Below are 13,260 nucleotides of genomic sequence, written 5' to 3'. Positions count from 1 at the left end.
AGCGCCCCCTTACCACGAGCAATTTGCGCGTCACTCCGGCGCGTGCCGGTGGCGGGCGCGAGCGTGCCGCTTTGGTCGCCAAGTCGTATGAGGCGATTGCGGAAGGCTCGCACAGCTTTGCCGCGGCCTCGAAGCTGTTCGACCGCACGACGCGCGAACGCTCATGGCTTCTGTACGCCTGGTGCCGCCGGTGCGACGATATCGCCGACAACCAGGACAAGGGCGGTCCGCTGGGCGACCAGGGCGATCTCAAAAGCGCCGAAGACCGCGTCCAGGCGATCCGCGTGCTGACCAGGCGCGCGCTGGACGAACAGCCCACGGCAGACTTCGCTTTCGATGCCTTCGGCCTGGTGGCCGACGAGTGCGGGCTCGACTGGGACATGGCGAACGACATGATCGGCGGCTTCGCGCTCGACGCCACCCGCTGGCAGCCACGTACCGAGGCCGACATGATGCGCTATTGCTATCATGTGGCCGGATCGGTCGGCATCATGATGGCGGTGATCATGGGCGTGCCCAAGGACGACGGCGAAACGCTCGACCGCGCCTGCGACCTCGGCCTTGCCTTCCAGATCGCCAATATCGCGCGCGACATTACCGAGGATGCAGAAGCCGGACGCTGCTACCTGCCAGCGACGTGGCTGGCCGAACTGGACTGGGAAGCGGGTGAACATGCCCTTCCCGAAAACCGCTTCAAGCTCGCCAGCCTGATGCCGCGCCTCATCGCGCTGATGGAAAAGCACGAGGCGGCATCGAAGCTCGGCGCGAAGAAGCTGCGCTTCCGCCAACGCTGGGCCGTGCTTGCGGCGGCCAATATCTACGGCGCGATCGGGCGCAAGGTGCTTGGTCGCGGCCAGCTGGCCTGGAACAAGCGCGTACGCGTCGGCGGCCTGGAGAAAAGCTGGCACGTGACCACCGCTTTTTTCGAAGCGCTATGGAACCGTCCGAGAGGGCCACATGAACCGATCATCTGGTCGCGCCACGATTTCAGGCCCGTCGCCGGTTGGTAGCGTGACGCCAGGCGCTTGATGGATCTGGCCGCTACGGCTAGCGCGCATTCGTATGATTTCGAAACTCCTCATCGCCAATCGCGGCGAAATCGCCTGCCGGATCATTCGCACCGCGCGTGAAATGGGCATCGCCACCGTGGCGGTCTATTCCGACGCCGATGCAAAGGCGCTGCACGTGCGGCAAGCGGACGAGGCGGTGCATATCGGCCCCTCGCCAGCAGCGGAAAGCTATCTGGTTGGCGAGAAGATCATCGCTGCGGCAAAGCAGACCGGTGCCGAGGCAATCCATCCCGGTTACGGCTTCCTGTCGGAGAACGCAGGGTTCGCGCAGGCGGTCATTGACGCAGGCCTGATCTGGGTCGGCCCCAAACCGTCCAGCATCGATGCCATGGGCCTGAAGGATGCCGCGAAAAAGCTTATGCGCGAGGCAGGCGTGCCGGTCACACCGGGCTACGAGGGCGAGGACCAGTCGGTAGAGCGCCTGAAGCAAGAGGCCGACGCCATCGGCTATCCCGTGCTGATCAAGGCGGTCGCAGGAGGCGGCGGCAAGGGCATGCGCAAGGTCGATGCCGCAGCCGATTTCGAAGCATCGCTCGAAAGTTGCCGGCGCGAGGCCAAGGCCAGCTTCTCCAACGACGAGGTGCTGCTGGAAAAGTGGATCACCTCGCCCCGTCATATCGAGGTGCAGGTCTTCGGCGACAGCCACGGGAACGTCGTCCACCTGTTCGAGCGCGATTGCTCGCTCCAGCGTCGCCACCAGAAAGTGATCGAGGAAGCCCCCGCCCCCGGCATGGACGAGGCCACCCGCGAGGAAATTTGCGCCGCGGCCGTGCGCGCCGCCAAGGCGGTCGATTACGAAGGCGCAGGCACGATCGAATTCATCGCCGACGCCAGCGAAGGCCTGCGCGCCGACCGCATCTTCTTCATGGAGATGAACACGCGCCTGCAGGTCGAACACCCGGTGACCGAAGAGATCACCGGTGTGGACCTGGTGGAGTGGCAGCTACGCGTGGCAAGCGGCGAGCCGATCCCGTTGAAGCAGGACGATCTCTTCATCGACGGCCATTCTATCGAGGCGCGCCTCTATGCCGAAGACCCGGGAGGTGGCTTCCTGCCCTCGACCGGCAGGCTCGACCATTTCGATCTCGGTGTCGAAGGGCGGATCGAAACGGGCGTCGAAGAAGGCGATATGATCTCGCCGTACTACGATCCGATGGTCGCCAAACTCGTCGTTTGGGGTGAGACGCGCCCCGAGGCCATCGACCAGCTCGCCGACATCGCCGAAAGCGTCGAAATCTGGCCGGTGAAAACCAATGCGGCATTCATAGCGAATTGCCTGCGCGACGAGGATTTCGAAGACGCGAACCTCGACACCGGGTTCATCGAAGCGAAGCTCAACACGCTGGTGTCGGCAGACGAGGCTGATGGCGATATCTGGCAGACCGCTGCCGACTTTATCGCGCTTGCCGAAACGGAAGAACACGAAGACCTGCCGATCGGCCTGCGCCTCAATGCGCCGGGCAGGCTCAATGCAACGCTCACGCACAAGAGCGAGACGCGTACAGTCAGCGCGGCTGCGTCGCATGTCGACAGCCTGGCAACAGGATTCGTCGACCCCGAGCGCGCAGTCGTCTTCGCCGACGGGCAGAGTTTCGTCTTCGAACGCCAGTCTCGCGGCTCTGGCGCCGCTGCGGCCGGCGACGGCGCCATCCTCGCTCCCATGCCGGGCAAGGTCATCGCGGTCGATGTGGCCGAGGGCGACACTGTCAGCGCAGGCCAGCGGCTGATGGTGCTCGAGGCGATGAAGATGGAACACGCCCTCACAGCGCCCTTCGACGGGACCGTGATCGAGCTATCCGCTGCGACAGGCGGCCAGGTCCAGGTCGAGGCCGTGCTGGCGGTTGTCGAGCCGAAAGAAGAATAAGGCTTCCCTTTCGCTCCGACCCTTGCAAGCGTGTCCAATGAGGAGAGAGGGCACGCATGAGCTGGCAGGACGAACTCGACGAATTGCGCCGACGCGAGGCGCTCGCCGAACAGATGGGCGGCGAGGAAAAGGTCTCGCGCCAGCACGCGCGCGGCAAGATGGATGCCCGCGCCCGGCTCGCCGCGCTGGTCGACGACGGCAGTTTCCGCGAAATCGGCAAGATCGCGGGCAAGGCGAGCTATGACGAAAACGGCGACCTTGCCGGTATCCTCCCCGCCCCCTTCCTCTTCGGCAAGGCGCTGGTCGAAGGGCGTCCGGTCGTCGCCACGGCAGACGATTTCACCATTCGCGGCGGCGCGGCGGATGCAGGGATTTCCCGCAAGATGGTGCAGGCCGAAAAGATGGCGCACGAGCTCAAGCTGCCCATCATCCGCATGATCGACGGCACGGGCGGTGGCGGCAGCGTCAAGACGCTCGAACAGATCGGCGCGACCTATATCCCCGCCGTGCCGGGATGGTCGGACGTGGTGAAGAACCTCGATACCGTGCCTGTCGTCGCCCTCGCGCTCGGCCCGACGGCCGGGCTTGGCGCGGCGCGTGCGGTGGCGAGCCATTATTCGGTCATGGTTAAGGGCCTCAGCCAGATCTTCGCCGCCGGCCCCGCCGTGGTCGACGGTCTCGGCGACAGTTACAAGGGATCGACCGATCACAACCAGGCCAAGGAAGACCTCGGCGGCAGCGGCATCCATACCCGCAACGGCGTGATCGACGACGAGGTGGTAAGCGAGGCCGAAGCCTTCGCCCGTGCGCGCCATTTCCTTTCCTTCATGCCCGAACACGTCGGCCAGTTCGCGCGCCGATCCAATTGCACCGATCCGGCCCACCGCCGCGAGGAAGCGCTGCTCTCCCTCGTCCCGCGCGAGGACAAGCAGGTCTATTCCATGCGCCGCTGCATGGAGATGGTGTTCGACCAGGGCACCGTATTCGAAATCGGCCGCATGTGGGGCCGCGCCTGCATCACCGCCCTCGCCCGGCTCGACGGCTGGCCGGTCGCGGTGCTTGCCAGCGATCCCTCCTATCTCGGCGGATCGTGGGAGGCAAAAACATCCGAAAAGGTCGAACGCTTCGTGAAGCTGGCCGACCAGTTCCGCCTGCCGATCGTCCATCTCGTAGACAACCCCGGTTTCATGATCGGGCGCGAGGCGGAAATGGCGGGCACCATCCGTTACGGCGTGCAGGCAATGAATGCGATCTACAAGGCCAGCGTCCCGCTCGCCTCGGTCGTGCTGCGCCGCGCCTATGGCATTGCGGGTAGCGCGATGAGCAATGCGGAGACGTACCAGTACCGCTTTTGCTGGCCGTCGGGCGATTGGGGTTCGCTACCCATCGCTGGCGGTCTGGAGGTGGCCTACAAATCGGAACTGGAAACGGCGGAGGACCCGGAAGCCGAACTCGCCACCATCCGCGAACGGCTGGACAAGGTCACATCGCCTTTCCGCAGCGCCGAGCGCTTCAATGTCGAGGACATCATCGACCCGCGCGATACGCGGCCCTTGTTATGTGAATTCGCCGATCTCGCCTGGCGACGCTTGCACGCCGAAGCCTAGGCGTCTTCGGGCATCTTTTCGCCGAACAGTTCCCCGCGTTCGGAGAACAGCACGAAAGCAAGGCTCAATACCGCGGTGACCAGCAGCGCTGCGGCCAGCGGGCGGGCCGTGCCGTCATAGGCATAGCCGACGAAGGCCCCCAGCAAGGCGCCGCTGGTCATGCGCAGGAATCCCTGCGCCGAAGACGCCGCGCCGGCGATGTGGCGGAAGGGCTGCAAGGCGATGCTGCCGAAATTCGCCCCGATGAAGCCGAGCAGGCTCATGTTCGCCGCCATCAGCGGGACGAAAGTCCACAGCGTTTCGTCGGGCTGGTTGGCGAAATAGAGCTGCGCCGCCGCCACCGCGATAAAGGCGAACAACGCTGCGTGGCTGACCTTGCGCGCGCCGAAACGTTCGACGATCCGGCTGTTGGACCAATTGGCCAGCGCCATGCAGCCTGCGCAGATGGCGAAGATCAGCGGGAAGCGGTCGCCCGCCCCGAAAGCCTCGCCGATCAGCTGCTGCGAGGAATTGATGAAGCCGAACAGACCACCGAAGACCAGCGCGCTGCCAAGCGTGTAGCCGATGGTTTCGCGCAAGGTGACCGCGCTCTTCATGTTGCGCGCAATCGGGCCGATGCGGATTTCCTGCCGGTCTTCCTCGTGCAGCGTCTCCGGCAGGCGGAAATAGACCCACGCGCTCATCACTACGCCCGCCAGCGCCATGCTGGCGAAGATCCAGCGCCAGTCGCCCATCAGGACGAGCACACCCTGCCCGATGCTGGGCGCAACTGCCGGGACGAGTAGGAAGATCACGAAAATCAGGCTCATCATGCGCGCCATCTTGTCGCCGCCCACCCGGTCGCGAATGATCGCGGGCGGCAGGGCGATGATTCCGGCTGCAAAAAAGCCCTGCGCCGCGCGCAACACCACCAGCATGTCGAATGTGCTGGCCAGCGCGCAGGCGATCGAAAGCGTGATGTAGAGGAACAGCGCCACGAACAGCACGGGCCTGCGCCCATAGCGGTCGGCGAAGGCACCCGGCACCAGCGTACCGATCCCTGCTGCGAGCAAATAGGCACCGACCACGAATTGCCGGTTGTTGCCCTGCGCACCCAGGTCGGTCGCCAGTGCGTCGAGCGCGGGGAGGATGGCGTCGATACCGAAAGCGTTGAGCGCCATCAGCAGCGCCATCATCCAGATCAGCTCGCGCTCGCCAATGGGCGCGCGGCTGGCGGCCCCGGCAAGGGGGCGTTCGCCCGTCGCAAGTTGATCGTTTCGCATTTGCACAAAATGGCGGGTGCCGCACAAGGTTCCGCTTTGCAACCCGTATCGCTATCTGTTTGGGCATGAGCGAAGCGCAGGACAGGGATGATGACGAGGAGGCCGATGGCCTGCGCAAGATCATCCATGTCGACATGGATGCTTTCTTCGCCAGCGTCGAACAGCGCGACAATCCGGACTTGCGCGGCAAGCCCGTGGCAGTCGGCGGGGCGAGCGGGCGCGGCGTGGTGGCCGCGGCCAGCTACGAAGCGCGCAAGTTCGGCGTGCGCAGCGCCATGCCCTCGGTCACGGCCAAGCGGCTGTGCCCCGACCTAATCTTCTGCAAGAGCCGCTTCGACGTCTACCGCGAGGTCTCACAGCAGATCAGGGCGATTTTCCGCCACCACACCGAACTGGTCGAACCGCTTAGCCTCGACGAAGCCTATCTCGATGTGACCGAAGACCGGCTGGGCATTGGCAGCGCGACCCGCATCGCCGAACTGATCCGGCAGGAAATCCGCGCCAAGACGAAGCTGACCGCCAGCGCCGGGGTCAGTTACAACAAGTTCCTCGCCAAGCTCGCCAGCGATCAGAACAAGCCCGACGGGTTATGCGTTATTCGCCCGGGCCAGGGCGCCGATTTCGTCCAGTCCCTGCCCGTCAGGCGGTTTCACGGCGTCGGTCCGAAGGCGGAGGAGAAGATGACCCGCCTCGGCATAGCGACGGGTGCGGACCTCGCCGCCAAGGATATCGAGTGGCTGCGCGCCCATTTCGGCAGTTTCGCAGACTATCTCTACCGCGCCGCGCGCGGCATCGACCTGCGCCCGGTGCGCGCCAGCCGGACCCGCAAATCTGTGGGTGGAGAACGCACTTTCAGCCGCGACATCTCCTCCGGCGGCGAACTGCGCGAGACGCTGGAGAACATCATCGACATCGTCTGGGAGCGGATCGAGCGCGCCGAAGCAAGCGGGCGCACGGTCACCCTGAAACTGAAATACACCGACTTCCAAATCTTCAGCCGGGCCAAGTCCGTGCCCCGCCCGATCACCGGCAAGGAGGAGTTCGCGAGCGTGTCCCGCATCCTGCTCGAAGAGGTTCTTCCGCTGCCCATGCCGATCAGGCTGATGGGGCTGACACTGTCAAAGCTCGAAAAGGACGAAGAGGAAGAACCACGGCGCCCCGACGCGCAGCTGAGCCTGCTCTAGGCGGCGTTGGAGCGCCACAGGGCCAGCCGCTCGCGCGTGCGCGAGCTCAGCGGTTCGGGCAGCGAATGAGTGGGAAAGAACCGCGCTTCCACGATCTCGCGGCCATCGGGTCTGGGCAGGTCGTCGATGACGGCAGCAAAGATATGCGCTGTATGCGCGGCGCCCGACAGTTCTTCTTTGATCGTACCGATAAGCCTGATCGCGGTCGCTTCACAGCCGACCTCTTCGCGCATCTCGCGCCGCGCAGCCTGTTCCGCCGTTTCACCGCGATCGATGCCGCCACCGATGAAAAACCAGCCTTTGGGACCATAGCTGTGGCGCACGAGGAGCAATTGCCCGTCGAGGTCACGCACGATCACGCTCACCCCGTCGCGGGTCGTGCCGGTGGATTTGCGCAGGCGCGCGCGCAAGCGGTAAGCGATGCGAAGGGCGAGCCGGTGCAGCGGCGCCGGGATCAGGTGAAGCATGTGACGGGCTGGCTCGCACCCTTGAGGAGCCGTGCGACAGGCAGGTCGCTCTGGCCGGACACGGCATCGTCGAAAACCGTGCGCTTGTCCGAACCGCGGATCACGAAGGCGATCTGGGCGGAATCGAGCAACGACGGCAGCGTCAGGCTGATCCGGTCGAACGGAGCTTCCGGCGGCAGGGGATCGGGCGTCAGCCGGATGATCCGCCGCTCTTCATCGAGCTGCGGATCGGTGTTGGGAAAGAGCGAAGCGATGTGACCGTCCGCGCCCATGCCGAGCCAGGCAAGATCGAAGTGCGGGACTGCTTCCATGATCGTCAGCGTCACCACTTCCGCGCCGGCCGGTTCGAACAGGGCGCTCAGCTTCCCCGTGTTCGACGCGTCGTGATCTTCGGGAACGATGCGATCGTCATTCGGCCATACGACCAGCCGCGAGAAATCGAGGTCGTGTTCGAGCAGCTTCTCTATAATCGGGAAAGGGGTCGAACCGCCGGGGACGGTGATCGTGACCGGCCCATCCCCTCCATCCAGTGCCTCGGAAAACCGTGCGGCGAGCCAGTCGGCGATTGCTTCGTCGCTAGCCCGTTCAATGATCGTTACGTCTGCCATCGCTCACACATACAACAAACCCGCCCGCACCCAAGGTGCGAACGGGTTGTGAATTGGTATTTTCTTGCGAAGCTTACTTGCTGGTCTGGTTGAGGAACCAGATGCGCTCTTCGCACTGGTCGATCCAGTCATCGACGATGCCGCTGGTCGCGTTGTCGCCGGCGGTTTCGGCTTCTTCTTTCACCTTGCCGAGACGGTCGTGAAGCTTGCGGTTGTCGTCGCGCAATTCCTTGACCATCGCGTCCGCAGTGAGCGTGACGTCGTCCTGGTCGGCGATCTTGGTCTCGCTGGCGACCGAGCCGATCGAGGTCAGCGTGTATTCGTCGTTCTTGCGCACGCGCTCACCCAGATCGTCGACAGTGGCGATCAGCTGGGCGGCCTGCTCGTCGAACAGGACGTGCAGGTCGCGAAAGCGCGGGCCTGCGACATGCCAGTGGAAGTTCTTTGTTTTCATGTAGAGCGCCAGCGTGTCGGCCAGTGCGCCGTTGAGCGCGGTAACGAGACCGGCTTTCGAATTGTTGCCGAGTTCGGCCATGGAAAATCCCCTTCGTGAGTTGTGAAGTGTACACCCAACCAACGGGAGGAAGGACGAAGGGTTTCATGGTCTTTGGCTGTTGCAGAGATCGGAATAAACGATCCTTGTCAGACGAAGCGAACGGAAAATCCGATTATTATCGCAGCGATGAAGATGATGCCCGCCAAACCCAGTCGAACCGCGCGATGGGGTAGCAGGCGGAGCCTCTCGCCAAGCGCATAGCCGGTCGCAATCGCCGCCACTCCACCCAATGCGCCGCCGAGCGCTGCCATTTGCGGGAAGGCGAGCGCCGCACCAATCGCGAAGACCACGAAGCGCGCCGCATCGGTAAGCTGGCGCAATGCCAGAGCGAGCCCGATGGCGAAGAGCGAACGGGTCGGTTCCGCAGGCGGCTTGCCGCGAATGGGCCACGCGAGTTCGACCGCCGCCAACAGCAGGGCCATCGCGACGAACATCTGCGCCGTATTGACCGACAGCAAGGCGGCGAACCTGCCGCCGGCCCACCCGGCCAGTGCCCCCGTCGCGGCCGCCACAGCCACTCCTGTCGCAATAAGGCCGGGCGATCGCCCCAGTCGGGCGCGCAGATCCGCGATCAGCAGCTGGTCGCGCGCGCCGACCGAGAGCGCGAAGGCCGCGACAAGGGCGAACAGCAGCGCGCTCATCTAAAGCGGCGTCACGCCTTCCATGGCCCGGTAATCGCGATCGTGCGCGTCGGCGCATAGGCATTCACGAAGAACCATTTCCCGTCGGGCGAGAAGCACCCGCCTGCCAGCTCGGTCTGCATGCGCAGGCGGCCGAAAGCATAGGGCTCGCCAGCGGGCGTGATCCCGATGAGCCGGTTGTCCACGATCGGCGTGTACTGGTCTTCGCACACGATCAGGTGACCGTTCGGGCCGACCGTGAGATTGTCGCCGTAATTGAACTGCGCTGCGTTTTCGCTTTCGAAGAAAAGCTCGAAACGGTCGGGACCGGCACCGCGTCCGGGCACCAGCCTGAACACCTGGCCATATTTTGCCGCCCCTCCGCTGGTCGAGCACACGTAAAGCTCGTTGGTGCCCATGTGGATACCCTCGCCGCGCGCGATGATGGATGCGCCCTGCGCCGCCGCGCGTTCACGCAAATCGTCCTCCGGCGCCTCGACATCGTCCAGTGCGATCCAGCGCACCGGATAGCTGTTCCCGACCGGCATCAGGGGCGCATCATGGTTGCGGGTGTCGGGCACGGAGTCGATCACCATCGCCTCCAGCCTGCCGCCTTCGGCCAGTTTGCCGCGGACCTTGGGGATGAAGCGGTAGAGCACGGAATCGCCGCGATCTTCGGTCAGGTAGACGATGCCGGTTTCCGGATCGACGCAGGCAGCCTCGTGGTTGAACCGGCCCATTGCCTTGAGCGGCACGGGGTCGACCTGCCCTTCGGCATCGGCCGGGATTTCGAAGATCCAGCCATGGTCGCGGCCCAGCTTGTCGGGCGCGATATTTTCGGGCTCGGTGACATATTCCTCGCAGGTCAGCCAGCTACCCCAAGGCGTCACCCCGCCCGAGCAATTGCGGATGGTCCCGGCCAGCGAGCGATATTCGCGCTTTTTCTCCAGCGTCGCCGCATCGAGCACAAGCGTCGTGGTGCCGCCCGGAAGCACTGCTCTGCCCGCGAGCCTGTCGTATCCGTCGGCGATCGCCCCGCCGCCCTCGTCGAAGGGCGTGAGTTCATGATTGCGCACCAGGGCGATCTCTCCGCCGGGCAGCGGCAGGCAACCCATCCCGTCGGCCTTGTCCGGCACCGTCCCGCCATCGCTCATTGCTTCGCCAAGGCTGGACAGCAGGCGGTAGGAGAAGCCTTCGGGCAGGTCGAGCAAGCCATTCGGATCGCGGACCAGCGGGCCGTATCCCGCATCCGTCAAATCCGCCCCGCGCGTCATGCACCCGCTCAGCGTCAAAGCGCCGAAGGCGGTTGCGGTCGTGGACAGGAATTGGCGGCGCTGCATCTGGGTGGTCATACTTCTCTCCATTGGCCCGGAGGCCTCGCCATGCGATAGCAGCGTGAAAGCCAAATGACAGCAGGGAGAAGGGCATGGAACTGAAAGCGGGAATGGCAGCCGTCGTCACGGGCGGCGCCTCGGGTCTGGGCAAGGCGAGCGCGAGCGCGCTGGCCGAGGCCGGGCTAAAAGTGACGATCTTCGACGTGAACGAGGAAGCGGGCGAAGCGCACGCGAGCGAAATCGGCGGACATTTCGCGCGGGTCGACATCACCGATGAACAGTCGGTGGTCGACGGTTTCGCGTCCGCCCGCGCGGCCCACGGACAGGAGCGCGTCACGGTCCATTGCGCCATGACCAGCCGCCGGGGCAAGACGCTGGGCTGGGACAAGGAAAGTGGCGGTTACAAGCGCCTTTCCACCGAAGACTACGCATTCGGCGCGGAGGGCATTCTCGTCTCATCCTACCGCATCGCCAGCCATTCCGCTCTCGGCATGGCCAATAGCGAGCCGCTCAACGAAGACGGCGAGCGCGGCGCCATCACCCTCACCGCAAGCGTCGCCGCGCAGGACGGGCAGATAGGGCAGGTGATTTACGGCAGCTGCAAGGCGGGTGTGAACGGGCTGGTGCTGCCGATGGCCCGCGACCTCATGGACCTCGGCATTCGCGTCAACTCGGTCATGCCGGGCATTTTCGCGACCCCGCTGATGCTGGGGATGAAGGATCGCAACCCGCAGATGTGGGACCAGCTCAACGCCAGCGTGCCCTTCCCCAAACGGCTCGGCCATCCGGAGGAATTCGCCTCGCTGATCGTCGAGATCGCTCGCAACAGCTACATCAACGGCCACCAGTTCCGCCTGGATGGCGCGATCCGCATGCCGCCGAAATAGCGCCGCCGAGGAGCGTTAGCCCACTTACTTGCCGGTCGGGATGGGATTGCCCAGCAGGAAATCGTCGGCCGAATATCCGAAAGTGTGGATCTTGCGCTGGCCAAGTGGGACGTTGGAGGCTGCACCCGGGCGGTAAGGCCCGAGGCCACGTCCGAGCATGAGCGCGCCCAGCAAGTAGATCGCCGGTTCCAGCTTCTTCTGGCGCGCCATTTCCCGGTAGTACGAGGCGTACTTCCGGTTGGCTTCGGTGGCCCTGCGGTCGTATTCGGGTGACGTGAGAAGGTAGAAATTCAGGCGATAAGCCATGTTTCCGCCGCGCCCCCTCGCTTCATCCTGGAGATAGGCCTGGATGTTGTCGTAGTTGAACAGCCGCGCACCCGCGTTTTGCATTCGGTCCCCGGACGCCATCCGGGCCTGCGAAGCCTTGAAAAGCGAACTCTTCATAAGCTTGCGCGTGAACGGCACCTTTTTCTCAACATACTGATCGGCAATTGCGGTTACGTAGGCAGCGCTGGCATCGGTCAGGAAGCGGCGCAGCGGTGAGATGGGTTCTGCCAGCTCGTTGACCGGGTAGAACACGATGCCATGCTTGATCGAGAACGCGTCGGTCGACCCGAAGAAAGTCTTGAACAGATCGCGGTAGTGAACGTCCGCAGCATCGATGTCGCGAGGCGACTGGTTGAGATAATAGGAGAAATTGGCCGCCAGTGTCGCAAGCGCGGGGCGAATGACCTCATCGGCAAATGCCATGGTCTGGGGGGAGGGATTCTTGCATTCGCCGTAGTTCACGCATGTGTTGGTCTTTTCGACATAACCGGCAACCGAAGCGTGCAATTTGCATACGTCCTTCGGGGCGAGACCCCGGAACTGTTTGCCTTTGAAATCGATCACAGCCGGCGCTCTCAGGCTGCTCGAGCAGAAATCGCCCTCGGCAGTTCTTGCGGCCTGCCGGGCTTGCGACACGCTTCGGAAATAGAGGTCGGACGGTTTCTCCGGATTTGCCGCGAAGCCTGCAAGCGCCTTGGAGAGATCGCCGCCAGTATACGTCTGCAAGGAATCTGTGCGCACGGTGAGGTGGCTGCTGCCAGGCTCGATTTCGTATTTGAAATCGGTTGTCCAGACAGGTTCCTTGTTGCCGCTTCTGGTCTGCATCAAGGCCTGCTTTTCCTTGAAGGCAACCCAGCCTTCCGCAACCAGCCAGCGTCCGCCGTCTCCATCGCGCGGCAGTTCGTCGCTGACGACCAGAAAGCGGATGCTCCGCGCCTTGGTGTCTCCCCTGCGGAAACGGGACGCACATTGGGCAAAGGTCATTCCCGGGAGCTTGGCGATCGCTTTGCCGACCGGCGTCGCCTGCTGTTCGATCTGTTCCCAAGTCCCGATCGCCTCGTACCGCGCGTTGATAACGACCAGCGCATCGAAAGTCGCGCCATTGCGCCGCATCAGGCAGCCGCCCCGGTGAGTGGGCTTGCTGTGGGAAGAGATCGGGTAGGTCTGTTCCAGATTCGCAAGGTAGACGCTGTAGTCGTCGGTCTGCGCAATCCGGTTGTCGAGGATGAAATGGGCGTAATCCCGGGCACCGGCACTTATTGGCCAGATCGCAACACCGACGATCGCCAGAGACACCACGAAAAAGCGCGCAAACAACTTCCCGATCGACATTCATCTGCCCCCAATATCCCAACGGCATCACTAATAACGTCATGGACCTGTAACTCAAGGACGGGGCAGACTTGAACGGCACCTTCCGGATGGCTCCCGATTATCAGAAGGCGAATCCCGAAGGTTCATACGCAATGCCGAG

The 13,260-nt window shown here is 63.9% G+C and carries 12 protein-coding genes; 5 read left to right on the top strand and 7 right to left on the bottom strand.

From position 1 onward, the window contains the following. Window positions 1-23 precede the first annotated feature (23 nt). The 3 genes from LCM24_RS08625 to LCM24_RS08615 are packed head-to-tail and all read left to right on the top strand — an operon-like array spanning window position 24 to window position 4,541. The gene (locus LCM24_RS08625) at window positions 24-1,010 is read left to right on the top strand and encodes a phytoene/squalene synthase family protein (protein WP_224803661.1); all 987 of its coding nucleotides are present in this window, start codon (window positions 24-26) and stop codon (window positions 1,008-1,010) included. A 52-nt stretch (window positions 1,011-1,062) separates the two neighbouring features. Beyond that, window positions 1,063-2,934: an acetyl/propionyl/methylcrotonyl-CoA carboxylase subunit alpha gene (locus tag LCM24_RS08620; protein ID WP_224803660.1), complete on the top strand. Its 1,872-nt coding sequence runs from the start codon at window positions 1,063-1,065 to the stop codon at window positions 2,932-2,934. A 56-nt stretch (window positions 2,935-2,990) separates the two neighbouring features. Beyond that, window positions 2,991-4,541 (top strand): acyl-CoA carboxylase subunit beta, encoded by a 1,551-nt coding sequence (locus LCM24_RS08615; RefSeq protein ID WP_224803659.1) that lies wholly within the window; start codon window positions 2,991-2,993, stop codon window positions 4,539-4,541. Here the strand turns inward: LCM24_RS08615 and LCM24_RS08610 are convergent. Continuing rightward, window positions 4,538-5,803, bottom strand: coding sequence for a multidrug effflux MFS transporter (locus tag LCM24_RS08610; protein ID WP_224803658.1), 1,266 nt, complete (start codon window positions 5,801-5,803; stop codon window positions 4,538-4,540). The genes LCM24_RS08615 and LCM24_RS08610 overlap by 4 nt on opposite strands. Before the next feature lie 65 nt (window positions 5,804-5,868). Here LCM24_RS08610 and dinB point away from each other — a divergent pair, with 65 nt between their 5' ends. Then, a complete protein-coding gene (gene dinB / locus LCM24_RS08605; protein ID WP_224803657.1) occupies window positions 5,869-6,987 on the top strand; it encodes a DNA polymerase IV in 1,119 nt (372 codons plus the stop codon). On the opposite strand, the gene LCM24_RS08600 is transcribed toward dinB, so the two are convergent. From LCM24_RS08600 to LCM24_RS08580, 5 genes are all read right to left on the bottom strand, one after another. Beyond that, window positions 6,984-7,454 (bottom strand): NUDIX domain-containing protein, encoded by a 471-nt coding sequence (locus LCM24_RS08600; protein WP_224803656.1) that lies wholly within the window; start codon window positions 7,452-7,454, stop codon window positions 6,984-6,986. The two genes, dinB and LCM24_RS08600, sit on opposite strands and share 4 nt — an antisense overlap. Further along, on the bottom strand, window positions 7,442-8,062 hold the full coding sequence (locus LCM24_RS08595) for a 6-phosphogluconolactonase (protein ID WP_224803655.1): 621 nt from the start codon (window positions 8,060-8,062) through the stop codon (window positions 7,442-7,444). Before LCM24_RS08595 ends, LCM24_RS08600 begins: the two co-directional genes overlap by 13 nt. Window positions 8,063-8,135: 73 nt before the next feature. After that, the gene (locus LCM24_RS08590; protein ID WP_224803654.1) at window positions 8,136-8,597 is read right to left on the bottom strand and encodes a Dps family protein; all 462 of its coding nucleotides are present in this window, start codon (window positions 8,595-8,597) and stop codon (window positions 8,136-8,138) included. 107 nt (window positions 8,598-8,704) lie between these two features. Beyond that, the gene (locus LCM24_RS08585; RefSeq protein WP_224803653.1) at window positions 8,705-9,259 is read right to left on the bottom strand and encodes a hypothetical protein; all 555 of its coding nucleotides are present in this window, start codon (window positions 9,257-9,259) and stop codon (window positions 8,705-8,707) included. Between the two features lie 11 nt (window positions 9,260-9,270). Then, on the bottom strand, window positions 9,271-10,590 hold the full coding sequence (locus tag LCM24_RS08580) for an alkaline phosphatase PhoX (protein ID WP_224803652.1): 1,320 nt from the start codon (window positions 10,588-10,590) through the stop codon (window positions 9,271-9,273). 74 nt (window positions 10,591-10,664) lie between these two features. On the opposite strand from LCM24_RS08580, the gene LCM24_RS08575 reads away from it, so the two are divergent. Then, window positions 10,665-11,459: an SDR family oxidoreductase gene (locus LCM24_RS08575; RefSeq protein WP_224803651.1), complete on the top strand. Its 795-nt coding sequence runs from the start codon at window positions 10,665-10,667 to the stop codon at window positions 11,457-11,459. 24 nt (window positions 11,460-11,483) lie between these two features. Here the strand turns inward: LCM24_RS08575 and LCM24_RS08570 are convergent, their stop codons facing one another. Then, window positions 11,484-13,118, bottom strand: coding sequence for a hypothetical protein (locus LCM24_RS08570; protein WP_224803650.1), 1,635 nt, complete (start codon window positions 13,116-13,118; stop codon window positions 11,484-11,486). Between the last annotated feature and the right edge of the window lie 142 nt (window positions 13,119-13,260).

Source organism: Qipengyuania aquimaris (genome assembly GCF_020171965.1).
In the GTDB taxonomy this organism is placed as follows: domain Bacteria; phylum Pseudomonadota; class Alphaproteobacteria; order Sphingomonadales; family Sphingomonadaceae; genus Qipengyuania; species Qipengyuania aquimaris_A.
The sequence above is the reverse complement of the archived record's forward strand: the minus strand, read 5'-3'. Positions and strand labels throughout refer to the sequence as shown.